Here is a 26504-nt window from a genome sequence, read left to right as displayed (position 1 = left end):
GGCCGTGGGGGTGGCCGTCGCCGTGGCCGTGGGGGCCGCGATCAGGGCCGCGGCGACGAGGGCGGTCAGGGACAGCCCCCGGCGGACGGCCCGGGATCTGGCGCCGGTGCCGAGGGGTGCCGATGGTCGTGCGTACGAGCTGGGCATTGACGGTCCTCCTGAGCTGACAGTGGGGGTGGAGGAGCGCGTCCGGACGCTGCTTTCGCTGGTCAGGAGCATCGGCCGTTGTCAGAGGGCAGTCAACACGCTTGAATGCGACGGAGAACGGGGGTGTGAACGGCCGGAACGGCATGTGAACGCGCCGTTCCCCCCGAACTGGATCAGCGGGCCCCGGGGCGCGTCGCGCCGTTCGGTGAGCCGTGAACATTCACAGTGAGGAGCCGGCCATGGGGCTCGACATCGTGCGGTCCGGCACGGCGGAGGCCGAACTCGCCCGGGCCCTGCGCACCGGCCCGTTCCACCTCGCCCTGCGGACCGCCCTGGCCGCGCGCGGCCTCGCGCTCCACCGGGTGCAGCACCGGCTCGCCCAGCGCGGGGTGCGGGTGGGCGTGACGAGCCTCAGTTACTGGCAGCAGGGGGCCCGCCGGCCCCAGCGGGCCGAGTCGCTGCGGGCGGTGGCCGCCCTGGAGGAGGTCCTGGAGCTGCCGGAGCGCTCCCTGTCGCGCCTGCTGGAGCCGGGCCCGCGCACGGACGGGGAGCGGCCCCAGGCCCGCTCCTACCGCTCCCTGCTCAGCGCGACCGGGGTGGTGGAGCGGCTGCTGGCCGACATGGAACTGCCGCTCGACGGCGGGCTGCACACGGTCGGCCACCACGAGTGGGTGCGGATCGGGCCGGGCCGCGAAATGCTGGGGCGCGACTCCCACCATGTCGTACGGGCGCACCGCGACGGCGTGGACCGCTATCTCGCCATCCACCACGGCGACCCCGGCTGCGTGCCGGACCGGGTCGTCGTACGGGCCACGGGGAACTGCCGGGTGGGGCGGGTGCGCCGGCACGCGGGCACCGGCGTGGTAGTCGGCGAGCTGCTCTTCGACACCCGACTGCGCTCGGGGGAAACGTTTTTCTTCGGCTATGGCTTCGACGACGGCACGGGTGAGCCGAGCACGGAGTACGTCCGGGGCTTCAGCTTCGCGGGCGGGCAGTACGTGCTGCAGGTGCGCTTCGACGAGGGGGCGCTGCCGGTGCGCTGCCGCCGCTTCGTCCGCGCCTCGGCGGGGGCGCCGCGCAGCGGCCAGCAGGAGCTCACGCTGAGCGGCCCCCACCGGTCGGTCCACCTGGTCGAGGAGGGCGTGCGCCCCGGCATCCTGGGGATCGCCTGGGACTGGGAGTGAGGGGCCCCGGCGGGCGATCAGATCTGCGGCCCGGCAATCAGGCCTGGGGGCGGGCGATCAGATCTGCGGCCCGGCGGTCAGGTCTGGGGGCCGGCGATCAGGTTGCCGTCGCGCACGGTGACCGGGATCGGGGGCAGCGCGGCCACGGCCGGCCCCTGGAGCACCTTGCCGCTCGTGGCGTCGAAGCGGCTGCGGTGGCAGGGGCAGTTCGCCTCCGTCCCCTCGATCTTGTCCAGCACACAGCGCTGGTGCGTGCACACGGCGCTGAACGCCCGGTACTCCCCCTCGGCGGGCCGGCTGACGAGGAGCCGCTGCTCGCGGTAGAGCCGGGCGCCGCCCACCGGCACCTCCGCCGCCGGGCCGAGGTCCACCGGCGCGGTCGGCGTGGCCGACGCGTTCACGCCCCGGCCCTCCGCCCCGCCGCAGGCCGTGAGGCCGACCCCGGCCGCTCCGGCGAGCGCGGCCCCGCGGAGCACGGAGCGGCGGGAGGCGGAGGGCTGGGCGGGCTGAGCTGACATCGGGGAACTCCCTGTGCTGGCGTGATCGTTGGCCACCCTGTGTGCACGATGCCTCGCGGAGCGCTCCGCTCTCCGTGGGTGGACCGTCGCCGATCACTGCTGACTACTGTTGAGCACCCCGACCCTACCGACCTCGCTCATCTCCTCCGACGTCGGACGGGTCCCGTTCGGAAGGACCGGAATCGTGATCGTCGTCGCCGGAGAAGCGCTGATCGACCTCGTCGCGGACGGACCGGCGGCCGACGGGCGGGCCCCCGGCGCCGAGGACGGCCTCGCGCCGCTGCGCCCGCGGCGCGGCGGCGGCCCGTACAACACCGCCGTGGCGCTCGGCCGGCTCGGCTCCCCCACCGCCTTCTGCTCCCGGGTGTCCCGGGACGGCTTCGGGGAGGCGCTGCTGGCCGGGCTGAGGGCGGCCGGCGTGGACACCTCCCTGGTCCAGCGCGGCCCCGAGCCGACCACGCTCGCGGTGGCCAGGATCGGCACCGACGGGTCCGCCGGCTACGGCTTCTACGCCGAGGGCACCGCCGACCGGCTGTTCGAGCTGCCCGGCCCGCTGCCCGCCACCGCCCGGGCGCTGGCCCTGGGGACGTGTTCGCTGGTGCTGGAGCCGGGGGCGAGCGCCTATGAGTCGCTGCTGCTCAGGGAGGCGGAGCGCGGGGTGTTCACCGCGCTCGACCCCAATGTGCGCCCGGGGCTGATCGCGGACCCGGCCGCGTACCGTGCCCGCTTCCGCTCCTGGCTGCCGCGGCTGACGCTGCTCAAGCTGTCCGCCGAGGACGCGGAGTGGCTCGGCGGCGGCCCGCGTGCCTGGCTGGCGGAGGGCCCGGCCGCGGTGGTGGTGACCCATGGCCGCTCGGGGATGACCGTGTTCACCGAGGACGGCGGGGAGTGGGAGGTGCCCGGGGAGGAGGTGGCGGTCGTGGACACCATCGGCGCGGGCGATACCGTCTATGGCGCGTTGCTGCACCGGCTCGCGGAGCGTGACGCGCTCTCGCGTCCGGCGCTGGCCGGGCTCGGCGCGGACGGCTGGCGCGATGTCCTGGCGTTCGCCGCCCGGGCGGCGGCCGTCACCTGCTCGCGGGCGGGCGCGGAGCCGCCGTACGCGGAGGAACTGGCCGAACCGGCCCGCTGATCGCCGTAGGTCGGACGGCCCGGTGCTCACCGCAGACGGGACGGCCCGGTGATCAAAGTCGCCGGCCCGGCCCGGTGATCGCCGTGGGCGGGGCGGCACGGGCATTCCGGGGCCCCTCCCGGGCGGCGGGTCGCCGCCCGGCAGGCTTCCCGGTGTGGCTCAGGCGCGCTTCGCCCTGGCCGCCTTCTTGGCCGCGGTCGCCGCGGTCTTCTTGGCCGGCGCGGCCTTCCGGCTGGGCGTGGAGTCGACCGTGGCGGTCTTCTTCGCGGCCGCCTTCCTGGCCGGCGCCTTCTTCTTCGGCTTCCCGGCGGGCAGGGCCGCGTCGCTGATGCGCTCGGGGTCGAGGATGTCCCGCAGGAACTTGCCGGTGTGGCTGGCCGGGACCGCCGCCACCTGCTCCGGGGTGCCCTCGGCGACCACCAGGCCACCGCCGCTGCCGCCCTCGGGCCCCATGTCGACGACCCAGTCCGCCGTCTTGATCACATCGAGGTTGTGCTCGATGACGATCACGGTGTTGCCCTTGTCGACCAGCCCGGAGAGCACCTTGATCAGCTTGCTGATGTCCTCGAAGTGCAGACCCGTGGTCGGCTCGTCCAGCACATAGACCGTGCGGCCGGTGGAGCGCTTCTGGAGCTCGCTGGCGAGCTTGACGCGCTGGGCCTCACCGCCGGAGAGCGTCGGCGCCGACTGGCCGAGCCGGACGTAGCCGAGACCGACCTCGGTGAGCGTGCGCAGATGCCGCGAGATGGTGGGCACGGCCTCGAAGAAGTGGAGCGCCTCCTCGATCGGCATGTCCAGCACCTCGGCGATGGACTTGCCCTTGTAGTGCACCTCCAGGGTCTCCCGGTTGTAGCGCGCCCCGTGGCAGACCTCGCACGGCACGTACACATCCGGCAGGAAGTTCATCTCGATCTTGATGGTGCCGTCACCGGAGCAGTTCTCGCAGCGGCCGCCCTTGACGTTGAAGGAGAACCGGCCCGGCAGATAGCCGCGGACCTTCGCCTCCATGGTCTCCGCGAAGAGCTTGCGGACGTGGTCGAAGACGCCGGTGTAGGTCGCCGGGTTCGATCGCGGGGTGCGGCCGATGGGCGACTGGTCGACATGGACCACCTTGTCGACCAGGTCGTCGCCGTCCACCCGGGTGTGGCGCCCGGGCACCGAGCGCGCGCCCTGCAACTCCCGCGCCAGGTGGGTGTAGAGGATGTCGTTGACCAGCGTCGACTTGCCCGAGCCGGAGACACCCGTGACGGCGGTGAGCACGCCGAGCGGGAAGGACACATCGATGTCCCGCAGGTTGTTCTCCCGGGCGCCGTGCACGGTGAGCTGCCGCGCGGGGTCGATCGGGCGCCGCTCCGGCGGGGTGGCGATCTCCTTCTTCCCCGAGAGGTAGAGCCCGGTCATCGACTCCTTGTTGCGCAGCAGCTCCTTGTACGTGCCGCTGTGCACCACCTTGCCGCCGTGCTCGCCGGCGCCGGGGCCGATGTCCACCACCCAGTCCGCGGTCTTGATGGTGTCCTCGTCGTGCTCGACGACGATCAGGGTGTTGCCCAGGTCCCGCAGCCGGACCAGGGTCTCGATCAGCCGGTGGTTGTCCCGCTGGTGGAGGCCGATGGACGGCTCGTCCAGCACATAGAGCACGCCCACCAGGCCGGAGCCGATCTGGGTGGCGAGGCGGATGCGCTGGGCCTCGCCGCCGGAGAGGGTGCCGGCGGCGCGGTTCAGCGAGAGATAGTCGAGGCCGACGTCGACCAGGAACCGCAGCCGCTCGTTGACCTCCTTGAGCACCCGCTCGGCGATGGTCTTCTCGCGGGCGGAGAGCTTCATCTCGCGCAGGAACTCGGCGCAGTCACTGATCGACATCGCCGAGACCTCGGCGATGGAGCGGCCCTGAACGGTCACCGCCAGCACGACGGGCTTGAGCCGCGTCCCCTCGCAGGTGGGGCACGGCACCTCGCGCATATAGCCCTCGAAGCGCTCCCGGCTGCTGTCGCTCTCCGCCTCCGAGTGGCGCCGCTTGACGAACGGCACCGCGCCCTCGAAGGAGGTGGTGTAGGCCCGCTCCCGGCCGTAGCGGTTGCGGTAGCGCACCTCGATCTGGGTGCGGTGGCCGTTGAGGAGGGCCTTCTTCGCGCGCTGCGGCAGCCCGGCCCAGGGGATGTCCGTGCGGAAGCCCAGCTCGTCGGCGAGGGCGCCCACGAGACGGGCGAAGTAGTCCTTGGTGTGACCGTGCGACCAGGGGTGGATGGCGCCCTCGTCGAGGGTGCGCTCCTCGTCCGGGATGATCAGCTCGGGGTCGACCTCCATGCGCGTGCCGATGCCGGTGCAGTCCGGGCAGGCGCCGAAGGGCGAGTTGAAGGAGAAGGAGCGCGGCTCCAGCTCCTCGAAGGAGAGATCGTCGTACGGGCAGTAGAGGTGCTCGGAGAACATCCGCTCGCGCTGCGGGTCGTTCTCGTCCAGGTCGACGAAGTCCAGGATCACCATGCCGCCGGAGAGGCCGAGGGCGGTCTCCACGGAGTCGGTGAGCCGGCGCTTGGCGCTCTCCTTCACGGTGAGGCGGTCGATGACCACCTCGATCGTGTGCTTCTCCTGCTTCTTCAGCTTGGGCGGGTCCGTGAGCTGGACGGTCGCGCCGTCCACCCGGGCCCGGCTGTAGCCCTTGGCCTGGAGGTCGGAGAAGAGATCGACGAACTCGCCCTTGCGCTCGCGCACCAGGGGCGAGAGCACCTGGAAGCGGCTGCCCTCGGGCAGCTCCAGCACTCTGTCCACGATCGCCTGCGGCGACTGCCGGGAGATGGGGCGGCCGCACTCGGGGCAGTGCGGCTTGCCGATGCGGGCGAACAGCAGCCGGAGGTAGTCGTAGACCTCCGTGATGGTGCCGACCGTGGAGCGGGGGTTGCGCGAGGTCGACTTCTGGTCGATCGAGACCGCGGGCGAGAGGCCCTCGATGAAGTCGACGTCGGGCTTGTCCATCTGGCCCAGGAACTGCCGGGCGTAGGAGGAGAGCGACTCGACGTAACGACGCTGCCCCTCGGCGAAGATCGTGTCGAACGCGAGGGAGGACTTGCCCGACCCCGAGAGCCCGGTGAAGACGATCAGCGAGTCGCGGGGAAGGTCGAGCGAGACGTTCTTGAGGTTGTGCTCGCGAGCGCCACGGACGATGAGACGGTCGGACACGCCGGTCGGCACCTTTCTTGAGAGATGCGGGGGTGCGCCGGGGCTCCGCTTCCGGGGCCGGAGGGTCTCCCGAAGGGCGGAGGCGGTGCGAACTGAAGCGGTGCCCCCGACCCAGGGTACGGAGGGCGCCGCCGAGATGTCTTATTGATGCCAGACACCGAGCCTATAGCACGCACATTCGATTTACGGGTGTCGGGCAAGACCTTCACTCGAATGAGTGGGCGAGGCTACGGTCTGGTCATGACCAACTACGCCCATGACGTCGCCCTCGTCCAGCAGGCCACCGAGCGGTTGATCACAGCGGTCGAGAAGCTCGACGACGCCGGGCTCGCCGCCCCCTCCCGGCTACCCGGCTGGACCCGGGGCCATGTGCTGGCCCATGTCGCGCGCAACGCCGACGCCCTGGTGAACGTCCTGACCGCGGCGCGGACCGGCACCCCCGTCCCCATGTACCGCAGCGCCGAGGCGCGCGAGGCCGACATCGAGGAGGGGGCCGGCCGGCCGCTGCCGGCGCAGCTCGACGATCTGCGGGCCAGCGCCGCCCGCTTCGCCGAGACGGCCGCCGCCCTCACCGAGGAGCAGCGGGCCCGCCGCGTGGAGCTGCGCAACGGCGTGACCGACACGGCCTCCAGGGTGCCCTTCCGGCGGCTGATCGAGGTCGAGCTGCACCATGTCGACCTGGGCGTCGGCTATGTCGTCGAGGACCTGCCCGACGAGTTCACCGACCGCGAGCTGGAGTACGTCGCCGGCGAGCGCTTCGCGGGCCGCCTGGACGTGCCCGCGCTGCTGCTCTCGACCGACGACGGCCGCCACTGGCGCACCGGCCGGAGCAGCGAGGAGCCGGTCGAGGTCAGCGGCACGCCCGCGGCCCTGATGGGCTGGCTCACCGGCCGCTCGGACGGTTCCGATCTCGACCCGGGGGATTCCGTCCTGCCCGCGCTGCCGCCGCTAGGCTGAGGCCATGACGTACAGCGGAGTGGTGAAGGTCGGCGGTCCGGCGGATGTGCACGAGCTCACGGACTTGATGATCTCGAAGGTCGCCGTCGGCCCGATGCACAACAACGCGTATCTGCTGCGCTGCCGGGCGACCGATGAGCAGTTGCTGATCGACGCGGCCAGCGAGCCGCGGACCCTGCTGAACCTCATCGGCGAGAGCGGCGTCGCGTCCGTGGTCACGACCCATCAGCACGCCGACCACTGGGGCGCGCTCGCCGAGATCGTCGACGCCACCGGCGCCCGCACCTACGCCGGCCGGCTCGACGCCGAGGGCATCCCCGTCCCCACCGATGTCCTGGTGGACGACGGCGACACCATCACCGTGGGCCGCGTCGAGCTGACGGCCCGGCACCTGGTGGGGCACACCCCGGGCAGCATCGCCCTGGTCTACGACGACCCGCACGGGCACCCGCACGTCTTCACGGGCGACTGCCTCTTCCCGGGCGGCGTCGGCAACACCCATGACGACCCCGAGGCGTTCGCGCGCCTCATCGACGACGTGGAGACCAAGCTCTTCGCCCAGCTGCCGGACGAGACCTGGGTCTACCCCGGCCACGGCAACGACACCTCGCTGGGCGCGGAGCGGCCGCAGCTGCCGGAGTGGCGCCGGCGCGGCTGGTGAACCCGTGATGGCGGGGCGGGCGGCGGACACCGCGCGCCCCGCCATCTCCCTGTCCGGCCCCGCCTGTTCGCCGGGGGCGAGCCGGGTGTACCACCGGCTGTTCCACCCCTTGTGCTCCCTGAGCCCCCGCGCGCTCTCCCCACGCCGGTGACGCCGCTTTCGCGCCGGTCGTTGAGCGCAATATGGATGATCAGGAGAGCACGACTCGCCGACCCTCCATGCTGCGGCTCGCCGCGGCGTCACTGGTCGGGACCGCCATCGAGTTCTACGACTTCTTCGTCTACGGCACCGCCGCCGCCCTCGTTCTCGGGCCGCTCTTCTTCCCCACCTTCTCCCCCCTGGCCGGCACCCTCGCCGCCTTCGGCACCTTCGCCGTCGGCTTCATCGCCCGGCCGCTGGGCTCCGTCCTCTTCGGGCACATCGGCGACCGGCGCGGCAGACGCCCGGTACTGATCGCCTCCCTGCTGCTGACCGGCGTCGCGACCGTGGCCGTCGGCTGTGTCCCCGACTACGGCGCGATCGGCATCACCGCCCCGCTGCTGCTGCTCCTCCTGCGCTTCCTCCAGGGGCTCGGCCTGGGCGGGGAGTGGGGCGGCGCCGTTCTGCTGACCGCGGAGCACGCGCCCGAGGGACGGCGCGGCCTGTGGGCGAGCTTTCCGCAGATCGGCCCGGCCGTCGGCTTTCTGCTGGCGAACGGCGTGATGCTGGGCCTGTCCGCCGCCCTCACCGATGCCCAGTTCCGCTCCTGGGGCTGGCGGGTGCCGTTCTGGGCGGCGGGGGTGCTGGTGATCGTCGGTCTGCTGCTGCGCACCTCCCTGGCCGAGACCCCGCAGTTCGAGGAGCTGGCCGCACAGTCGCGGCGCGCCAAGGTGCCACTGGCCGAAGTGGCCCGCCACCACTGGCGGTTGCTGCTGCTGACGGCGGGGGCGCTCGCCCTCGGCTACGCCGTCTTCTACGCGGTGACCACCTGGTCCCTGTCCTATGCCACCGAACGGCTCGGGGTCGACCGCACGGTGATGCTCGGGTGCATCATGGCGGCCGTGGCGCTCAAGGGGGTGCTCACCCCGGTGGCCGCGGCGCTCAGCGACCGCTACGGGCGGCGTCCCCTGTGCCTCACCGGCTGTGCCGTCACGGTGCTGTGGATGTTCCCGATGATCGCCCTGTTGCGCACCGGTGAGCCGCTGCTGATGTTCTTCGGCTTCACCGTGGCGCTGATCGCCTTCGTCATGATGTTCGCGGTGACGGCCGCCTATCTGCCCGAGCTCTACGAGCCCCGGGTGCGCTGCACGGGCGCCGCCGTGGGCTACAACCTCGCCGGGGTTCTCGGGGGCGCCCTGACCCCGATCATCGCCACGGCGGCGGCTCACGGCAGCGGCGCGCCCTGGGGGGTGGCCGCCTATCTGTCCGGGGTGGGCCTGGTCAGCCTCGTCTGTTTCGCGATGCTGCCCGAGACCCGGCCGACCCCGGTGGCCGACAAGACGGCCGACGGGGCGGCCGAGGGCGCCCCGGCCTAGGAAGGCACGGCCCAGGAGGACACGGCCTGGCGGGACGCCTCACCGGGCCGCTGGTTCAGCGGACCGCCGCCGAGGAGGGGTCACGGGGCTCCGCCTCGGCGGAGCCCTCCTCGGGGCCCTCTCCCGCGCTCTGCGCGGCGCGCTCCTCGGCGCCGTCCACGGCCCGCTCCCCGGCGTCGGCCTCCCGCGTCGCCTGCTGCTTGCGGGAGGCGTAGAGGCTGGTGATGGTCGTCACGATCAGCACCGAGCAGATGACGGCGAGGGAGACCGAGATGCTGATCTCCGGCACCGCGACGCCGGAGGAGTGCAGGGCGTGCAGCACCAGCTTCACCCCGATGAAGCCGAGGATGATCGACAGCCCGTACGAGAGGTGGACGAGCTTCTTGAGCAGTCCGCCGATGAGGAAGTACAGCTGTCGCAGGCCCATGAGCGCGAAGGCGTTGGCCGTGAAGACGATGTACGGGTCCTGGGTGAGGCCGAAGATCGCCGGTATGGAGTCCAGGGCGAAGAGGACGTCGGTGGTGCCGATCGCCAGCATGACGATGAGCATCGGCGTCATCAGGCGCTTGCCGTTCTCCATGATGAACAGCTTGGTGCCGTGGTACGCGTCGGTGGAGGGGAAGCGCTTCTTGACCAACTTGAGCGCGCGGTTCTCCTCGATCTCCTCGTCGTGCTCCTCGGCGCGCGCGTCCTGGATGAGCTTCCAGGCGGTCCAGACGAGGAAGGCTCCGAAGAGGTAGAACACCCAGGAGAAGCTGGCGATGATGGCGGCGCCGGCGGCGATGAAGATCGCGCGCAGCACCAGCGCTATGAGCACGCCCACGAGCAGCACCCGCTGCTGGTAGGAGCTCGGCACCGCGAACTTCGCCATGATCAGAACGAAGACGAAGAGGTTGTCGACGCTCAGCGACTTCTCGGTGATGAAGCCGGCGAAGAACTCACCGGCCGGCTGTCCGCCCGCGAACAGGAAGAGGCCGAGCCCGAAGAGCCCGGCGAGCACGATCCAGACGATCGTCCACGTCCCCGCCTCCTTGAGGGAGACGTCGTGCGGCTTGCGGCCGCCGATGAAGAAATCGGCGGCGATCAGGGCACACAGACCGGCGATGGTCAGGGCCCAGACGGTCAGGGATACACCCACGTTGGCTTCCTCCGGCACTTCGTACGGCAACTGGCGTCGTCATGGCCGGAGGTCTCCTCCACCCGCGGCACGGCGGACCGGGCCGGGACCGACGACCCGGGATCTCAACGATCCGTACTGACGGGTGCGCCGCAGCGGGAGTACTCCCCTCCGTGCAAAGAACCGTACACGAAACACCAAGGAAAGGTAAAGAGAGTTTGGTCAAGGTAAAGCCGAAGGGGTGGCGCGGCCGCGCCGGGCGAGGCGACCGCGCTCTCGGTAAGGCCGCGTTTCGTGAAGAGTGCGAGGGAGACGAAAGGTCTCAGCGCCCGTAGGCCTGCCGGGACGCCGCCACGCGGCGCAGCACATCGCGCAACACCGCGCTGCCGTCCGGCACGCGGGGCGGCTCGTACGTCCAGGCGTGCCCGACCCACGGGTCCGCGAGGTGGTCGTCGGGCACCGGGGTGATCCGCAGCAGCGCGCGCCACAGCGGGTCGAGCACCGGCCCGTAGCCGCGCGCGTCCTCGCGGTCGGCCACCATCATCAGATGGACGCCCACCGCCGGGCCCTCGTCCGCGAGATAGCGCAGCTGGTTGACCGTCCGGTCGTCGAAGCCGTGCGGGAAGTCGTTGACGACGAGCAGCCGTTCGGAGACGTCGAAGTCGGCGGGGAGAGCGTCCGCCGCGCCCCCGCGCACGGCCATCTGCGCCAGGTCGACGCGCTGGGTGAGCGCCGAGATCAGGGCGGCCACCGGGCCGGCCCCGGCGGCGGGCGCCTCGCACAGCGCGCCGGTGTCCAGCAGCGGGGCGAGCGAGGGGGCCGCGGAACCGGCCGGGTCGATCACGTGCACCGTGAACTCACCGGCGGGGTAGACGGCCAGCAGCCGCGCGGCGTGGAGGACGGCCGTGTCCATCGCCAGCCGGCGCGCCTCCCCCGGCCCCAGGGCGAGCGCGGACGAGGCGGCCCGGCAGCCGCTGTCGATCCACAGGCCGCGCTCCAGCGGCAGCCGCACCAGCATGGGGATGCGCAGGTCGGGCCGCTCGGGGAGGCTCAGATCGCCCAGCCGCAGCGCCATGGGGATCTCCATGGGCACCCGGTATCCCTGCCAGACCGGGCTGTCCCAGCGGGCGAACGCGGGCGGCAGGGCGGGCTCCACGACCTCGGCCTCGGCGGTCAGCTGGGCCAGGTCGCGGTCGAGCGCGGCCCGTGCCTGTTCGACGAGGTGGCCGTGCCGGGCCTCGGCCTCGGTGCGGGCCGCGTCGGCGGCCGGGCCGAAGCGGCCGCGCGGGTCGGACAGGGCCCGGTCGAGCTCCTGTTCGCGCCGCCCGTCGGCGAAGTCCACGGCGCCGCGGAAGGCGGCCGTGGTGCGCGCCAGGTCCTCGAACATGCCCCAGACCTGGTTGTAGAGGCGCTCGTCCGGCGTCCAGCCGGCGGCGTCCCCGGCCACCGGCACGGCGGGCTCTCCGGGCCGCCGCTCGGCCCGCTCCGGCCGCTGGGGTGCTTGAGGCGGCTCGGACGGTTGGGGCCGCCCGGACGGGCCGGGCCGCGGCTCGGGCCGCGCGGCGCGCCGCGGATGCCGGTAGTCGACCGACGGGGCGGTGGCCGCCCTGTCAGGAGCCGCCCCTTCACGGGTTGCCCCGTCGCCGGTCGCCCCCGCGCGGGACACCTCCTCGCGGGTCGCCCCGCCCCGGCTCGCCCCGTCCCGCACCGCCGCCTCGCGCATCGCCGCCTCGCGGATCGTTTCCGCGAGTGCGCCGGGGTCCGCGAGGCCCTGCTCACGGAAGTGGGCGGCGAGCCCGTCCGCGTACCCCTGCCCCACGGCCCGCACCTTCCAGGCACCTTGCCGTCGGTAGAACTCCAGGGCGACCACGGCGGTCTCCGCGTCCAGGCCGATCGCCGTATAGCCGGCCACCTCGGTGCCGTCCTCGGCGAGCACCGTCAGGTGCGGTGCGGCGGTCGCGCCGAACCGCGTCCGTCCGCCGGGGCCGTCCGGCAGGGCGAGCAGCAGGTGGAGCCGGTGCACGTCGTCCGGCAGCTCGCCGAGGTCGACCGGCACACGGTGCGCCGTGCCCGTCCGGCGCGGCACCTCCAGTCCGGGCACGGACGGGGCGCCGGGGTGGGCCACCCGGTCGGCGGCGCGTACGGCTCCCCGGTCGTCGGCCAGGGTGGCCACCGCCACGACCGGCGTTCCGGCCGAGACACGGATCTCCAGTCGCGTCACCGACAGCGGGTGGTTCTGCCCGCGCACCAGCTCGACCTGCATCGTGCTCCCCCTTGGTGTCTTTCCCGGTCGGTGCCGCGGGCCGCATGACACGGCTCCCGGAGGCTCGGGACCTGCCTCCGGGAGCCGTGTCATGGGCGCGGACCCGCGCCGCGTTCGGCGGCTACAGATACGGCAGGATGGCCGGCATCAGGTCCTGGAACGTACGGCCGTTGGCGGCGCCGCCGATCGCCGTCATCTGCCAGCCGGACCCGGAGCGGTGCACCTTCGCCATGATCTGGGCGGTGTACGAGCCGCCGCCGGTCAGGGTGTAGCGGGCGAGCTCCTGGGCGTTGGTCTCGTCCACCAGCCGACAGAAGGCGTTCTGCACCTCGGCGAAGGTCTGGCCGGTGAAGGAGTTCACCGTGAAGACGATCTGGTCGATGTGGACGGGCACCCGCTGGAGGTCGACGAGGATGGCCTCGTCGTCCCCGCCCTGGCCGGCGCCGCCGACGACATTGTCCCCGGTGTGGCGCACGGAGCCGTCGTCGCTCACGAGGTGCTGGAAGAACACCACGTCCACCGGCTGCTTGTCCGCGAACAGCACGGCCGACGCGTCGAGGTCGATCTCACGGGTGCGGGACCCGAAGAGTCCGCGCCGAGGGGCCGCCTGCCATCCCAAGCCCATCCGCACCGCGGTCAGCGTGCCCCCGTCGGACTTCTGCAGGCTGATGGCCTGACCCTTGGACAAGTTGATGGACACGCGTGTCCCCTCTCGTGCAATCCCCGACCGCCCGTCTGTGCGGTTCCCTGAAACCCTACGCAGTGGCGCCGACGGGACGGCGCTCCCCACGCGATTTGTGGCGGTGTTGCAACACGGCCGCGGCCGCCCCGGCACGCCGCTGTGCGCGGTGGTGCGGGGCGGGCCGGGGTGGCTCCGGAGGGTCAGGCGATGCCCGCCTCCCGCATCTGGCGCAGCTCCTTCTTGAGCTCGCCGACCTCGTCCCGGATGCGTGCCGCCATCTCGAACTGGAGCTCGGCCGCGGCCGCGCGCATGCGTTCGGTCATCTCCTCGATGAGCTCGGCGAGTTCCGCGGCGGGCCGGTCCGTCAGGGCGGCGCCGGCCTTGGCCGTCGCCTTGCCCGCCTTGGCGGCGGTCGCCTTGCTCTTCGTCGGGACGGGGGCCTTGGCCTCCTTGCCCTTGCGGTAGCCGCTGCCCAGCAGTTCCTGGGTGTCGATGTCCTCCCGGGCGATGGTCGCCACGATGTCGTTGATCTTCTTGCGCAGCGGCTGCGGGTCGATGCCGCGTGCCGTGTTGTAGGCGATCTGCTTCTCCCGGCGGCGGTTGGTCTCCTCGATGGCCTTCTCCATCGCCGGGGTGATCTTGTCGGCGTACATATGGACCTGGCCGGAGACATTGCGCGCCGCCCGGCCGATCGTCTGGATCAGGGAGGTGCCCGAGCGGAGGAAGCCCTCCTTGTCGGCGTCGAGGATGGCGACGAGCGAGACCTCGGGCAGGTCGAGACCCTCGCGCAGCAGGTTGATGCCGACCAGGACGTCGTACTCGCCGGCGCGCAGTTCGCGCAGCAGCTCGATCCGGCGCAGGGTGTCGATGTCGCTGTGCAGATACCGCACCTGGATGCCCAGTTCCAGCAGATAGTCGGTGAGGTCCTCGGCCATCTTCTTGGTGAGGGTGGTGACGAGGACCCGCTCGTCCTTCTCCGTACGGGTCCTGATCTCGTGCACCAGATCGTCGATCTGGCCCTCGGTGGACTTCACGACGACCTCGGGGTCGACCAGTCCTGTGGGCCGGATGATCTGCTCGACGACCCCGTCGGAGCGGGAGAGCTCGTACTGCCCCGGGGTGGCGGACAGATAGACCGTCTGGCCGACGCGCTCCAGGAACTCCTCCCACTTCAGCGGGCGGTTGTCCATGGCCGACGGCAGCCGGAAGCCGTGCTCCACCAGGGTGCGCTTGCGGGAGGCGTCGCCCTCGTACATCGCGCCGATCTGCGGCACGGTGACATGGGACTCGTCGATGACGAGGACGAAGTCCTCCGGGAAGTAGTCCAGGAGGGTGTTGGGCGCGGAGCCGGGGGCCCGGTCGTCGAAGTGCCGCGAGTAGTTCTCGATGCCGGAGCAGGTGCCGATCTGACGCATCATCTCGATGTCGTAGGTCGTGCGCATCCGCAGCCGCTGCGCCTCCAGCAGCTTCCCCTGCTTCTCCATCCGGGCCAGGGTCTCCTCCAGCTCGGCCTCGATCCCGGCGACCGCCTTCTCCATGCGCTCGGGACCGGTGACGTAGTGCGAGGCGGGGAAGACGTACAGCTCCTGGTCGTCGCTGATGACCTCGCCGGTGAGCGGATGGAGCGTGGAGAGGGCCTCGATCTCGTCGCCGAACATCTCGATCCGGACGGCCAGCTCCTCGTAGACCGGGAAGATCTCGACGGTGTCGCCGCGAACGCGGAAGGTGCCGCGGGTGAAGGCCAGGTCGTTGCGGGTGTACTGGATGTCGACGAAACGGCGCAGCAGCGCGTCGCGGTCGATCTCCTGACCCACCTTCAGCGGCACCATGCGGTCCACGTACTCCTGGGGGGTGCCCAGGCCGTAGATGCAGGACACGGAGGCCACCACGATCACGTCCCGGCGCGTGAGCAGGGAGTTCGTGGCGGAGTGCCGCAGCCGCTCGACCTCTTCGTTGATCGAGGAGTCCTTCTCGATGTACGTGTCCGACTGCGGGACGTACGCCTCCGGCTGGTAGTAGTCGTAGTACGAGACGAAGTACTCGACGGCGTTGTTCGGCAGCAGCTCGCGGAACTCGTTGGCGAGCTGCGCGGCGAGGGTCTTGTTCGGCGCCATCACGAGCGTCGGCCGCTGCAGCTTCTCGATCATCCACGCGGTGGTCGCCGACTTGCCCGTGCCGGTCGCGCCGAGCAGGACGACGTCCTTCTCCCCCGCGGTGACGCGCCGGGCGAGCTCGGCGATGGCCGCCGGCTGGTCACCACTGGGCTGGTAGGGGCTGACGACCTCGAAGGGCGCCACCTTGCGTTCGATCTTGGATACGGGCCGCATGGGTCCACCGTACGACTCCCCACTGACAACGGCCCCCGAGTCCCGGCATCGATCATGGGACTGCCTGGTCGGATGGGGTTTCACGTCATCGCGCCGATTGTCGCGGGGCGGTCTCGCGGGGCCGGTCGCGCGGGGTGGTCACGGGCGCAGGGCGGCGAAGGCCGCCATGCGCAGCCGGTGGTGCTCCAGGCCCTCCTCGCCGTGCACGGCGCCGCGTGCCCGGGCCAGGTCGAAATAGGCGCCCTCGCGGCGCAGCCGGTGGCGCATGAGCTGGGCGAGGGCCTCGTCGTCCAGGTCGCCGGCGGTGCCTCCCTCGGCGTGGTAGGCGTCGACGAAGGCCCGGACGGCGGCGAGGTCGCGGCCGTACTCGTCACCGAATTCCAGGGCGGCGCTCGCGAGCTCGGCCTCGGGCGGGGCGACGAGGGCGTCGTCCCAGTCGAGGACGGCGGTGATCCGGCCGTCGCCGTCCGCGAGCAGGTTCCCGTGGTGGTAGTCGCCGTGGAGGGGGTGCCGCCGCTCGGCCGTACGGTGGAATTCGGCCAGCCAGCGGTCGAGCGCCGGGTCGCGCAGAGCAGGATCATCGTATGTCTCGTCCCCGGCGAGCCCGACGGCCAGATGGGACGGCCCCGGCCGGGCGGGCAGTTCAAGATCCGCGACCGCCCGGTGCAGCCGGGCCAGCAGCCGCGCCGCCCGGCCGGCCGCGTCCGGGTCGCCCTCGGCCACCCACTCCCCCGCCACATGCGGCCACAGGGTCACCGGCCGCCCCTCCAGCCGTACGACGGTCGCGCCGTCGACGGTCCGCAGCGGGGCGACGGCCTCCGTCACCCCGGCCCCGGCCGCGGCGAGCGCCACGCGGTGGCACCACTCGGCTTCGGCGGAGGGCCGCCACGGGGGACCGAGGCGCACGACGAGATCGCCGAAGCGGTACGCTGCCGACTCCTCACCCCCGTACAGCCGTTCGGCCGGTAGGTCCAGGGCGAGGCCCCAGGCGCGGTGAACGGTGTCACGCACGCGGTCGGAGAGCGTCGTCGTGGCGAACGGCATGTCGAGTCCCCCTTGAGAAGGCCGGGTTCAGCTCATGTCCATCTCGCGCCTGTACTGCGTTCGGCCGCGGCTGGGACCCTCGGCCCGACCGTGACCTGACGACACGAGAGATCTCACGTTAGGAGACCACGTGCCCACACGCCCCGCCGCGGCGGCCGTCAGCGCGCTCCTCGGGCTCTGCGCGCTGTTCCTGCTCACCGAGTCCGCGCAGTCCGCCGACCGCCGCCAACGGACCCTGGTCATCGCCCATCGGGGCGCGTCCGCGTACGCGCCGGAGAACACCCTGGCGGCCATCGACAAGGCCGACGAGCTGGGCTTCGCCTGGGTGGAGAACGATGTCCAGCGGACCAAGGACGGCGTACTGGTGGTGATCCACGACCCCACGCTGGCCCGGACCACCGATGTCGAGCAGGTGTTTCCGGACCGGGCGCCGTGGCGGGTCGCGGACTTCACCGCCGCGGAGATCGCGAAGCTGGACGCCGGCAGCTGGTTCCACCCGCGGTTCGCCGGTCAGCGGGTGCTCACGCTCGCGCAGTATCTGGAGCGGGTCTCGCGCAATGGACAGAAGCTGCTGCTCGAGATCAAGAAGCCGGAGCTGTATCCGGGCATCGAACGCGAGACTCTGACCGTACTGCGCGAGGCGGGGTGGCTGAGCTCCCCGCACACCCGCGGGCGCCTGGTGATCCAGAGCTTCAGCCTGGACAGCGTGCGGGCGGTCCACACGCTCCGCCCCGAGGTGAAGACCGGCTATCTGGGCGCTCCCGCCGTGGCGGACCTGCCGCGGTACGCGCGCGTCGTCGACCAGATCAATCCGCCCCACGCCTCGGTCACGAGCTCCTATGTCGCGGCCGTACGGCGGCTGCGCGGGCCGCACGGCAAGCCCCTGGAGGTCACCGCCTGGACCGTGGACGACGGCCCCACCGCGGCGCGCCTGGCCGGCCGGGGCGTGTACGGCATCATCACCAACAAGCCCGACGTGGTGCGCGACGCCCTGGAGGACCGCGCGGCGGGCACCCGGCCACCGGCGGCCGCGGCGGCGGGCCGCCCGGGGCACACGGCGGCCGTGGCCGGTCGTACGCTGGCGGCGTGACGAGGACCGAGCGCGGCGAGCGGGACGAGCGGGACGAGCGGCGGGGCGAACGGCGGGCCGGGACCGGCGCGGAGCCTGGTGCGGAGCGGCGCGCCGTGCCCGGTGCGGAGCGCACGGCGTCCGATACGGGGGCCGGTGGGGCGTCGTCGTCCCGGCCCGACCGGGAGGGCGCGCACTGGGCGGTGCTGGACACCCCCATCGGGCCCCTGCTGGTGGCCGCGACCGTGCACGGTCTGGTGAAGGTCGCCTTCCACGCCGACGCCCGGACCGCGGAGCGGAGCGTGGCATCGCTCGCGGAGCGGCTCGGAGCGGCGCCGGTGTCCGCCGCCGGATCACCGCGCCTGGCCGAGCCCGTCCGCCAGCTGACCGCGTACTTCGCGGGGGAGCTGCGCGCGTTCGACCTGCCCCTGGACTGGTCCCTGACCTCGGGTTTCAACCGCCGGGTGCTCCGCGAGCTGGCCACGGGCGTGCCCTATGGGACGGTCGTCGGCTATCAGGACCTGGCCGACCGGGTCGGTGAGCCGGGCGCGGCCCGCGCGGTGGGGACGGCCATGGGGTCCAATCCCCTGCCGGTCGTCGTGCCGTGCCACCGCGTCGTCGAGAGCGGGGGTGGCCTGGGCGGATTCGGCGGGGGGCTGGAGACGAAGCGGGTGCTGCTCGCACTCGAAGGGGTCCTTCCGCAACCGCTCTTCTGACCCGTCAGACCGCTCCGCGCTCACGGGCCCGGCGGCCGGCGGCCGGCGGCGGGTGGTCGGCGATCAGCGATCAGCAGCGGCCGGCGGTCGGCATCGGTCCGCGGGAACGCGATTGTCAGTGGCCTCCCCTACCTTTCGATCAGTGGCAACCGGGCCATCAAAGCCACCGGTGAGGGGGGTTCGTCATGTCAACGAGCAGGACGTATCTGGAGCTGTCCGAGGACGGCGGAGGAGCGCACAAGTTCTACGAGGTCGTGGTCGACGACACCGTCGTGTCGATCCGCTACGGCCGCATCGGCGCTCCGGGCCAGACGCAGACCTCCTCCTTCCCGACGGCGGCCAAGGCGCGGGCCGTCGCCGACAAGAAGGTCGCGGAGAAGGTCCGCAAGGGGTACGCGCCGGCCGTCCCCGGGCAGCGCACCGCGCGCCCCGTGACCCGTCGACAGGTGACGTCGGCGCCCTCCACGGCCCGCGCCGTGGCGCCGGTGCTGTGGCGGTTCCGCACCGGCTCGGCCGCCTTCGGCATCCATGTCGCGGAGGACCGCTGCTGGGTGGGGAACCAGGCGGGTGACGTCTACAGCCTCGGACACGACGGCGAGGTCCTGGCCCGCTACCGGCTGCCGGACGGCGTGAAGTGCCTGGTGGCGGACGACTTCTGGATCTACGCCGGGTGCGACGACGGCACGGTCTACGACCTGTCGTCGAAACTGCCCTTCGCCGCCTATGAGATCGCCGCGGATGTCGACATCTTCTGGCTCGACATCCACGAGGGCGTGCTCAACGTCTCCGACGGCAAGGGCGGGCTGACGGTCATCGACCACGAGGACGAGCACCAGTGGTCACGCGGCAGTTCGGGGTCGAACGGCTGGATGGTGCGCAGGGACGCGCACGCCGTCTACCACGGCCATGGCGAAGGGGTCACCGCCTATGCCACCGACGGCAGCCGCGAGCTGTGGCACACGCCCACCCAGGGGAGCGTGCTCTTCGGCTGGCAGGAGGAGGCGGCGGTCTACGCGGGCACGGCGCGGCGCGGCGTCACCCGGCTGTCCAAGGCGACGGGCGCGGTGGAGGCCACGTACGGCTGTGACGCGGCGGTCTACTCCTGTGCCACCGCTCCGGGCGGCCGCTATGTGTTCGCGGGCGACTCGGCCTCGTCCGTGTACTGCTTCACGGCGGACGGCACGCGGCTGTGGAAGCTGAGCACGGGCGGCGGCTCGGCGCTGTCGATGCAGTATCTCGACGAGAAGCTCTACATGGTGACCACCGACGGCTCGCTGGTCTGTGTCGACGCCAGCGACGCGGCGATCACCGCCGCGCAGTCCGGCTCGGTCCCGGTGGCCATGGACATCAAGACGGCCGCCGCGCTGCCCACCTACGCCCCGACGACGGCCGTGCCGACGGTCCCGGCCGCCGCGGCGCCCTCCGGCGGGGTGCTGGTGGAGTGCGTGCGGGAGGGCGGCCGGCTGCGGGTGCACGTGGTCTCCTCCGGCTACGAACCCGGCTGGAACGTGCAGTTCCCGAGGGCGATACGCGAGGCCGGGGCGCGCTATGTGGTGGACGCGCTGCACCCGTCGCCGGGCGGCTTCTACCGGGTGCGCGGTGAGATCAGGCGTCTGGTCTGACGAGCGGGGTGGACGGGCCGCGCGGAGCGGGGTGGCGCGTCCGGGAGCGCGGTGGCTCGTCCGGGCGCGCAGCGGGCCCGGGGAGCGCGGTGGGTCGTACGGCAGCGCAGCGGGCTCGGAAGCGCGGTGGGTCGTACGGCAGCGCAGCGGGCTCGGAAGCGCTGCCGGCTCCCGAGCCCTGAGGTGCCGCCACGGTGCACACGCCGACGGATGGGCACGGGCCCCTCGTACGTCGTCGTGTTCTCCCGTTGAACTACCGCGCATCGGACGTGGCTGCGCGGGCCGGAGTCGAACCGGCGTCCGACGACCGGGCCCGAGCCCGATCGATCCGCGATCGGCGGCGAATGCCGAGCCCGGAGCGATCAGCGAGTTCACAGCGGTCTGCCTCTACCGACTTGGGCCACCCCGGCCCGGTCGAGCTCTTGCGGCAAGAGCTCTGAGCGCCGGGGGGAGGATTCGAACCTCCACCGAAACCACTCGTTGACGACACGCTTCGTTCTCGGCATGCGCTCTCCACGCACCCCGTTCACCTATGGGGTGGGCGGGGAATTCATGACGCTACCCGAAGAGTTGACCGAAAACCACATCACCTGCCCGCCGGTTCCTCACCTCGACGCCTTTCGGCTCTTCGCGTGCGAAATCGATCGGTGATTGGCGCTTTTCGATTCGATCGGGCGGCTTACTGCCCTTCCCGTCCGTTGGCGCGGTCGTCCCGGTCGGTGCCCTGGCCGGCGAGGTGGCGGCGCGCCTCCTCCTGGTGGAGCTCGCGCTCCGCGGCGGGCAGCCGTTCCCAGGCGGCACGGGCCACGCGTACGCGGTCGCCGAGGGCGTCGGCGTACACCCCGACGCGGAGGGCCTCGCGGAGGCCGACCCGCCCGGCGAGGACCTCGCGCGCCATCTCCTGCAGCACGGGGCCGGCGTGGCCGGTCGCCAACGCCTGGAGCGACTGGTGCACGATGCGGGCGTGCGCCCGGTCCCGGGCCGGGGTGATGAACTCGTCGGCGCAGACGTGCGGTTGCTCTGGCATGGCGGGTCCTTCGTGGGGCGGGGGTCAGACGGCGGGGTGGTCGTACCCGTCGCGTGGGAGGGGGAAGGTGTTGAGCTGAGCGGCGAGTTCCCCACCGAGACGGGCGAGCACGCCGCAGCTCGCGTTGACGACAAGCTGGCTCTTGTTCACCCACTCGGTCGCCTCGTCCCACCGCTCGATGACCTTCACGGCCTGGAGGGCTCCGACCCCGTAACCGACTGCGGCGCCCCAGCCGGTCCAGGACATGGCCGTTCCCGCCGCCGCGCAGATGGCCCAAGTCGCGCACAGATCGACGATGGTGGCGAGAATCTGGGCCACCATTTCCGCTGCCGCCCAGACACCTTGAGCCACCGTTTCGTACTCGACGCGCATGGCGTCCAGCGACGATGCGACCCCCTGGAGCTTTCGGCGGAGCGTATCGAAGTACTGAAAGGCGGCATCGGCGGCACAGCCCTGCCATGTCGCGCTCAGGCGGACGTTCCCCGATTCCAGATTGCGCGCCATGGCCGAGCAGGCTCTGCCCAGGTTGTGCCACGCCTCCGCGCTCGTTGCGTACGCCTCCCAGTCACCTCCGAAGTGCCGCTGGGCCTCTTCCATAGGGTTCTTTCCCAGCGCGATCTCCAGCAGTTCCGACAGCCATGCCGCCGGACTGATGAGATCACCGATGTCATTGAGCGGCTTGAGCGGACTCACGTATTCCGCCGGTGCTTTCGGCGGCTTGAGGCACGCCGCAGCATCGGCGACGTCGGAGAAGGGCATCTTCTCAGCGCCCTCGGTTCGCGTAAGCGGCATCCAGCGATGCCGCGGTCGCGCTGTCCGTCTCGCGGTAGTACCGAGCCGAGGCGGCGAGTTCGTTCGCCGATGCGGACAGGATTCGATCGAGCCGCTTGAGCATATGAGTGACACCGTCCCGCAAACCGTCATGCATTTCGAACGGCCGCCACAAGAGGCCTGTTTCCGCAGGCGAGATCGCGGTGAACTTCCGCACGTACGAGAGGGCGTCCTGAGCGTCGTCGGCCGCGCGCCTGACTTGTCGCGCATAGCTCGCCAGATCGCTGGGCTCCACTCGAAAATTCACCACTGGGCACCTCTCGTGCGCGGTTGGACGCGCGCCACCGTAGCAGCATGAAGGCGCCACCGATCGGGGTGAATACGGCGGGTGCCGTCAGCCGCTATGGTCCTCTCATGTTTGACAGGTCCCGGGCTTCCAACGCCGAGGAACGTCGGTTGCGCATGGCTTCTTCACGTGTGCACTACGACGCGGAGATCGCGAATGCGTTTCTGCGGGGAGTCCGCCACAGCACGGTTTACATCACCATGTGTCTGGCCGCGCTTCTCGCTCTACCGTTTCCGGTGATCTGGATCGCGCTCGGCAGAGTCACTCTTCCGGGTGCGGTGTCCGCCACGTTGGCGTGCGGTGCGGCTTATCTCGCGTGGATCGCGCGGCGGCGCGGTTCCACGCGGTTGGCGTGGTGGGCGCTGGGCGTGGACGCGGGGTGCGTTGCGTTGTTGGCCGTTTTCACGGGCTGAGCGGCGGGGGCCGCCGCGGCGGCCGGCGGCTCAGGTCAAGGGGTGGTCGTACGCGGCGCGCGGCAGCGGAAAGCGGTGGAATGACGCGGCGAGCTCCGCGCCGATGTTTGCCAATTGGCCGTATACGCCATCGATCGTCCGCTGCAACGCGTTGATCGCCCGCGTGGCGTCGTCCCAGAGATCGATGATGCGACGAATTTGCAGCGCGCTGACGCCGAAGCCGAGAATCGCGCCGCCGCCCGTCCAGGAAAGGGCACTCCCGGCCGCCGCCGACAGCGCTGCCAGGGCGGCGTGGTCGGCCAGCTGTTGCAGGGCCTGGCCGACCATCTTCGCGGTGGACCAGACGCCGTGCGCGGCGACTTCGTACTCCCTCCGCATCGCGTCGAGGGATCTCTTGATCTCCAGCGTATCGCGGCGCAATTCGTCGAAATACGTCTGCGCCGACTCGGCCGCGCTGCCGTCCCATGTGGCGTCCAGTGTGCGCGCACCGGAGGCGAGGTTCGCCGCCATGTCCTCGCAGAGAGCCTCAAGGTTTCCCCAGACCTCCGCGCACCGGGCGTACGCCTGCCAGTCGCCCGCGAAGTAGCTCTGCGCCTTCTCCAGCGGATTGATGCCGAGGGACATGCGCAGGACCTCGATCATCCACGCCGTCGGGCTGAGCAGATCCCCCGCCGCGTTCAAGAGCTCGATCGGAGAGCTGAATTCCTCGGGCACTCCGGGGGCCTTGAGCCGGGAGGTCGGCTCCGCGACATCAGAAAAGTTCACGGCTCGCCTTGCGCTCGTATCGCGGGGCGGCGGCGTCCATTGCCGTCGCTTGGCGCAGATCGGCCTCACGGTAATAGCGTGCGGCCTGGTCCAGCTCGCCCGCCGCGGACGAGAGAAGGGCACGCAAGCGCCGGAACGTGCCGGAGACATCCGACTCCAGATCGGCGTGGAGATCGATGATCCGGGTGAGCAGTCCCTGTGAACCGCGGCTGACCGTCCCGAACTTCGCGGTGTAGGACCGCGCGGCGTCCGCGTCGTCAGCGGCTCTGCGCAGAAGGTCGGCGAAACCTTCGAGATCGGGCGGCGTGACGCGGAGATTCATCCGTGGGGCTCCACTGCGGTGGCTGGGGCTGGGGCGATTCCGCGGCATGCTAACAACACTGCGGAACGATCCCGGCACCTACCGTGACCGGGCTGCGGAGCGAAGGAGCGCCACATGCTCGGCCATCACGACGACCTCGACCCCGAGGGCCAGCGACTGGCCTTCCTCACCGCCTCCCCGCGGGAGCGCCGTCGAGCGACCCTCGACACCTTCCATCACTCGATCGGGCGACTGGCCCTGGGCACCACGTCGTTGATCGCTTTCGGGTTCTGGGCCGTCTTCATCGCCGTGGCCCTGACCGGTGACGTCGTCTGGCGGGCGCTCCTGGTCGCGGTGGCGGCGGGCGTCGGTGCCGGCTGCGCCTGGTACGGCAAGCGACGGGGGCGGGCGGGCGCCTCGTGGCTCGGCCTGGGCCTCTGCTTCGCGAGCATGGCCCTGACCCGCCTGCTCGCGTAGCGCCCCCTCAGCCCGTGGGGCCGAAGTCCGCCGCGGCGAGGTAGTCGGGGCGGGGGTCGAGCGCCGCGGCGAGGCGGAAGTGGCGGCGGGCCGCCTCCGGGCGGTTGGCCCGCTCGAACGTGCGGGCCAGCGCGAAGTGCGCGAACGCGTTGTCCGGTTCGCGCTCGAGCACGAGCTGGAACTCCAGCTCGGCCGCGCGGAGCTGGGCCGCGGCGAAGAACGCCCGGGCGCGCAGGAGGCGGGCCGCGGTGTTCTCCGGGTGGGCGGCCACCACCTCGTCGAGCAGTTTCACCGCACCGCGCGGATCGCGCGCGGCCAGCAGTTGCTCGGCCGCTCGGTAGTCGATGACGTGGTTCTCGGGCGTGCCCTGCGGCATCGTCGCCTCCTTTCCGTTCGCGTGTCACGTGGAGTGCGACGGGAGCTGAAACGCGGCGTACGGAAAGGGTATTCCTGGTGCGGCGGCCGGGTCAGCCGGACCGCTTCGCCGCCCGGGCCGACAACTCGTCCCACACCTCGCGCACCCGGCGCTCCAGCGCCTCCCGCGGGCCGTCGTTCTCGATGACGAGGTCGGCGATCGCCCGTCGCTGTTCGCGGGTGGACTGCGCGGCCATGCGCGCGCGGGCCTCGTCCTCCGTCATGCCGCGCAGCCGCACCAGCCGGTCGAGCTGGGTGCTCGGGTCCGCGTCCACGACGATGACCAGGTCGTAGAGGGGGGCGAGGCCGTTCTCGGTGAGCAGGGGGACGTCGTGGACGACGACGGCGTCCGGCCCCGCCGCCCGCTCCAGCTCCGCGGAGCGGTGGCCGACCAGCGGGTGGACGATCTCGTTCAGGGCGCGCAGGCGCTCGGGGTCGGCGAAGACGATCGACGCGAGCCGGGGCCGGTCGAGGGTGCCGTCCGGGGTGAGGATCTCCGTGCCGAACGCCTCGACGACGGCGGCCAGGCCCGGGGTGCCGGGTTCGACGACCTCGCGGGCGATCCGGTCCGCGTCGACCACCACGGCGCCGTACGCGGCGAGCAGTCGGGACACCTCGCTCTTGCCGGCGCCGATTCCGCCGGTCAGGCCCACCTTCAGCATGGGCTCAGCCTAGAGGTGCGGGCCGCGGAGGCGCCGCCGGGGCCCGGCGTACGGAACCCGGAGGCCGGGCGTCCGCACGACCCGCGCCCCCGCCCTCGGCTTCGGCCCCGGCCCCGGGATACCCACGTACGAGAACACCCCGCGGCGGTCAGCCGCCTTCCCCTTCCCGCTCGGCGAGGAACCGCTCGAACTCGCGCCCGATCTCGTCCGCCGACGGCAGCGTGACGGACTCGGCGACGAGGTTGCCGCGCGTCTCCGCGCCGGCCGCGGCGTCGTACTGGTTCTCCAGCCCGCGGACCAGGGCGACCAGTTCCTCGTCGCCCTCCCGCACCTGCCGGTCGATCTCCGTCTGGGTGCGGCGGGCGGCCGTACGGAGCGCGTGGGCGACGTCCGGCAGGACGAGTCCCGTGGCGGCGGTGATGGCCTCCAGGGCGGTCAGGGCCGCGTCGGGGTACGGGGAGCGCGCGATGTAGTGCGGCACGTGCGCGGCGACGCCCAGGACGTCGTGGCCGGCCTGGGCGAGCCGGAACTCGACCAGGGACTCCGCGCTGCCGGGCACCTCGGCCTCGTCGAAGAAGCTCTGCCGGGCCGGCATCAGGTCCAGGCGGTTGCCGTGCGGGGTGATGCCGACGGGGCGGGTGTGGGGCACGCCCATGGGGATGCCGTGGACGTTGACCGAGAGCCGGACGGAGAGGCGTTCGACGATCTGCCGGACGGCCGCCGCGAAGCGCTCCCACTCCACGTCCGGCTCGGGGCCGGAGAGCAGCAGGAAGGGCGCGCCGGTGGCGTCCTGGAGGAGCCGCACATCGAGCTCGGGCATGTCGTACGCGGCCCAGTGGTCGCGGTGGAAGGTGAGCAGCGGGCGGCGGGCGCGGTAGTCGATGAGCCGGTCGACGTCGAAGCGGGCGACGACCTGGCCGGGCAGCATGTCGGTCAGCCGCTCGACGATCTGCTGACCGGTGTCGCCGGCGTCGATGTAGCCCTCGAAGTGGTAGAGCATGATCAGGCCGGCGGAGTCCTGCGCGATCGCCATGTCGGCGACGGCGAGGCCCTTGGGGTCCCATGTGTACAAGTCCTGCGGTTCGCGCACCCTCACCACTCCTCCTCGTGTCCATGGAGAAGAACGCGGGATGGGGCGGGGCGCATTCCCCGCCGGCCGAAGTCGACGGCGCGCGGCGGGACATGGGCGGGGCATGGGCAG

Annotated in this window: 25 protein-coding genes; 10 read left to right on the top strand and 15 right to left on the bottom strand. The window is 71.9% G+C overall.

The features are described from left to right. Positions 1–386: 386 nt before the first annotated feature. Positions 387–1331, top strand: a complete 945-nt coding sequence (locus ACSNOD_RS09730; protein ID WP_436766404.1) for a hypothetical protein — start codon at positions 387–389, stop codon at positions 1329–1331. A 77-nt stretch (positions 1332–1408) separates the two neighbouring features. Here ACSNOD_RS09730 and ACSNOD_RS09725 read toward each other — a convergent pair whose 3' ends face one another. Beyond that, the gene (locus tag ACSNOD_RS09725) at positions 1409–1849 is read right to left on the bottom strand and encodes a Rieske (2Fe-2S) protein (protein ID WP_436766403.1); all 441 of its coding nucleotides are present in this window, start codon (positions 1847–1849) and stop codon (positions 1409–1411) included. Positions 1850–2033: 184 nt separating this feature from the next. On the opposite strand from ACSNOD_RS09725, the gene ACSNOD_RS09720 reads away from it, so the two are divergent. Next, a complete protein-coding gene (locus ACSNOD_RS09720) occupies positions 2034–2981 on the top strand; it encodes a carbohydrate kinase family protein (RefSeq protein WP_436766402.1) in 948 nt (315 codons plus the stop codon). A gap of 159 nt (positions 2982–3140) precedes the next feature. Here ACSNOD_RS09720 and uvrA read toward each other — a convergent pair whose 3' ends face one another. Further along, positions 3141–6155 (bottom strand): excinuclease ABC subunit UvrA, encoded by a 3015-nt coding sequence (gene uvrA, locus ACSNOD_RS09715; RefSeq protein ID WP_436766401.1) that lies wholly within the window; start codon positions 6153–6155, stop codon positions 3141–3143. Positions 6156–6395: 240 nt separating this feature from the next. Between uvrA and ACSNOD_RS09710 the strand changes: the two genes are divergently transcribed. From ACSNOD_RS09710 to ACSNOD_RS09700, 3 genes are all read left to right on the top strand, one after another. Further along, the gene (locus ACSNOD_RS09710; protein ID WP_436766400.1) at positions 6396–7112 is read left to right on the top strand and encodes a maleylpyruvate isomerase family mycothiol-dependent enzyme; all 717 of its coding nucleotides are present in this window, start codon (positions 6396–6398) and stop codon (positions 7110–7112) included. Between the two features lie 4 nt (positions 7113–7116). Next, complete coding sequence (locus ACSNOD_RS09705) at positions 7117–7773, top strand: MBL fold metallo-hydrolase (RefSeq protein WP_436766399.1); 657 nt, start codon at positions 7117–7119, stop codon at positions 7771–7773. Between the two features lie 218 nt (positions 7774–7991). Beyond that, a complete protein-coding gene (locus ACSNOD_RS09700) occupies positions 7992–9287 on the top strand; it encodes an MFS transporter (protein WP_436766406.1) in 1296 nt (431 codons plus the stop codon). A 55-nt stretch (positions 9288–9342) separates the two neighbouring features. On the opposite strand, the gene ACSNOD_RS09695 is transcribed toward ACSNOD_RS09700, so the two are convergent. The 5 genes from ACSNOD_RS09695 to ACSNOD_RS09675 form a co-directional block, all read right to left on the bottom strand. Then, on the bottom strand, positions 9343–10425 hold the full coding sequence (locus ACSNOD_RS09695) for a TerC family protein (protein WP_436766398.1): 1083 nt from the start codon (positions 10423–10425) through the stop codon (positions 9343–9345). Between the two features lie 301 nt (positions 10426–10726). Further along, entirely contained in the window at positions 10727–12667 is a 1941-nt protein-coding gene (locus tag ACSNOD_RS09690; RefSeq protein ID WP_436766397.1) for a TerD family protein, read from the bottom strand. 121 nt (positions 12668–12788) lie between these two features. Beyond that, the gene (locus tag ACSNOD_RS09685; protein WP_436766396.1) at positions 12789–13367 is read right to left on the bottom strand and encodes a TerD family protein; all 579 of its coding nucleotides are present in this window, start codon (positions 13365–13367) and stop codon (positions 12789–12791) included. Positions 13368–13549: 182 nt separating this feature from the next. Further along, complete coding sequence (gene uvrB / locus ACSNOD_RS09680) at positions 13550–15676, bottom strand: excinuclease ABC subunit UvrB (RefSeq protein ID WP_436766395.1); 2127 nt, start codon at positions 15674–15676, stop codon at positions 13550–13552. 138 nt (positions 15677–15814) lie between these two features. Then, entirely contained in the window at positions 15815–16720 is a 906-nt protein-coding gene (locus ACSNOD_RS09675) for a phosphotransferase enzyme family protein (RefSeq protein ID WP_436766394.1), read from the bottom strand. 130 nt (positions 16721–16850) lie between these two features. Here ACSNOD_RS09675 and ACSNOD_RS09670 point away from each other — a divergent pair, with 130 nt between their 5' ends. The 3 genes from ACSNOD_RS09670 to ACSNOD_RS09660 all read left to right on the top strand — a co-directional run bounded on the left by ACSNOD_RS09670 (position 16851) and on the right by ACSNOD_RS09660 (position 20127). Next, complete coding sequence (locus tag ACSNOD_RS09670) at positions 16851–17810, top strand: glycerophosphodiester phosphodiesterase (protein WP_436766393.1); 960 nt, start codon at positions 16851–16853, stop codon at positions 17808–17810. A gap of 182 nt (positions 17811–17992) precedes the next feature. Further along, the gene (locus ACSNOD_RS09665; RefSeq protein WP_436766405.1) at positions 17993–18505 is read left to right on the top strand and encodes a methylated-DNA--[protein]-cysteine S-methyltransferase; all 513 of its coding nucleotides are present in this window, start codon (positions 17993–17995) and stop codon (positions 18503–18505) included. A 185-nt stretch (positions 18506–18690) separates the two neighbouring features. After that, positions 18691–20127 (top strand): WGR domain-containing protein, encoded by a 1437-nt coding sequence (locus ACSNOD_RS09660; protein WP_436766392.1) that lies wholly within the window; start codon positions 18691–18693, stop codon positions 20125–20127. Between the two features lie 679 nt (positions 20128–20806). On the opposite strand, the gene ACSNOD_RS09655 is transcribed toward ACSNOD_RS09660, so the two are convergent. From ACSNOD_RS09655 to ACSNOD_RS09645, 3 genes are read right to left on the bottom strand one after another with little or no spacing between them, the layout of a single operon-like run. Further along, on the bottom strand, positions 20807–21154 hold the full coding sequence (locus tag ACSNOD_RS09655) for a hypothetical protein (protein WP_436766391.1): 348 nt from the start codon (positions 21152–21154) through the stop codon (positions 20807–20809). A 24-nt stretch (positions 21155–21178) separates the two neighbouring features. Next, positions 21179–21913 (bottom strand): hypothetical protein, encoded by a 735-nt coding sequence (locus tag ACSNOD_RS09650; RefSeq protein ID WP_436766390.1) that lies wholly within the window; start codon positions 21911–21913, stop codon positions 21179–21181. A gap of 4 nt (positions 21914–21917) precedes the next feature. After that, a complete protein-coding gene (locus ACSNOD_RS09645; protein ID WP_436766389.1) occupies positions 21918–22220 on the bottom strand; it encodes a hypothetical protein in 303 nt (100 codons plus the stop codon). Between the two features lie 119 nt (positions 22221–22339). Here ACSNOD_RS09645 and ACSNOD_RS09640 point away from each other — a divergent pair, with 119 nt between their 5' ends. Beyond that, the gene (locus tag ACSNOD_RS09640) at positions 22340–22684 is read left to right on the top strand and encodes a hypothetical protein (protein WP_436766388.1); all 345 of its coding nucleotides are present in this window, start codon (positions 22340–22342) and stop codon (positions 22682–22684) included. A gap of 30 nt (positions 22685–22714) precedes the next feature. Here ACSNOD_RS09640 and ACSNOD_RS09635 read toward each other — a convergent pair whose 3' ends face one another. Both ACSNOD_RS09635 and ACSNOD_RS09630 read right to left on the bottom strand, forming a co-directional pair. Further along, positions 22715–23449: a WXG100 family type VII secretion target gene (locus ACSNOD_RS09635; protein WP_436766387.1), complete on the bottom strand. Its 735-nt coding sequence runs from the start codon at positions 23447–23449 to the stop codon at positions 22715–22717. After that, positions 23436–23771, bottom strand: coding sequence for a type VII secretion target (locus tag ACSNOD_RS09630; protein WP_436766386.1), 336 nt, complete (start codon positions 23769–23771; stop codon positions 23436–23438). Before ACSNOD_RS09630 ends, ACSNOD_RS09635 begins: the two co-directional genes overlap by 14 nt. Before the next feature lie 114 nt (positions 23772–23885). Between ACSNOD_RS09630 and ACSNOD_RS09625 the strand changes: the two genes are divergently transcribed. Continuing rightward, positions 23886–24227: a hypothetical protein gene (locus ACSNOD_RS09625; protein ID WP_436766385.1), complete on the top strand. Its 342-nt coding sequence runs from the start codon at positions 23886–23888 to the stop codon at positions 24225–24227. A 7-nt stretch (positions 24228–24234) separates the two neighbouring features. On the opposite strand, the gene ACSNOD_RS09620 is transcribed toward ACSNOD_RS09625, so the two are convergent. From ACSNOD_RS09620 to ACSNOD_RS09610, 3 genes are all read right to left on the bottom strand, one after another. Further along, entirely contained in the window at positions 24235–24603 is a 369-nt protein-coding gene (locus ACSNOD_RS09620) for a tetratricopeptide repeat protein (protein WP_436766384.1), read from the bottom strand. 91 nt (positions 24604–24694) lie between these two features. Beyond that, positions 24695–25303 (bottom strand): dephospho-CoA kinase, encoded by a 609-nt coding sequence (gene coaE, locus ACSNOD_RS09615; RefSeq protein WP_436766383.1) that lies wholly within the window; start codon positions 25301–25303, stop codon positions 24695–24697. Between the two features lie 148 nt (positions 25304–25451). After that, positions 25452–26393: a PAC2 family protein gene (locus ACSNOD_RS09610; RefSeq protein WP_436766382.1), complete on the bottom strand. Its 942-nt coding sequence runs from the start codon at positions 26391–26393 to the stop codon at positions 25452–25454. Positions 26394–26504: the final 111 nt, after the last annotated feature.

The sequence above is a fragment of the Streptomyces sp. URMC 123 genome, from assembly GCF_051386515.1.
Taxonomy (GTDB): Bacteria; Actinomycetota; Actinomycetes; order Streptomycetales; family Streptomycetaceae; genus Streptomyces.
The sequence above is the reverse complement of the archived record's forward strand: the minus strand, read 5'-3'. Positions and strand labels throughout refer to the sequence as shown.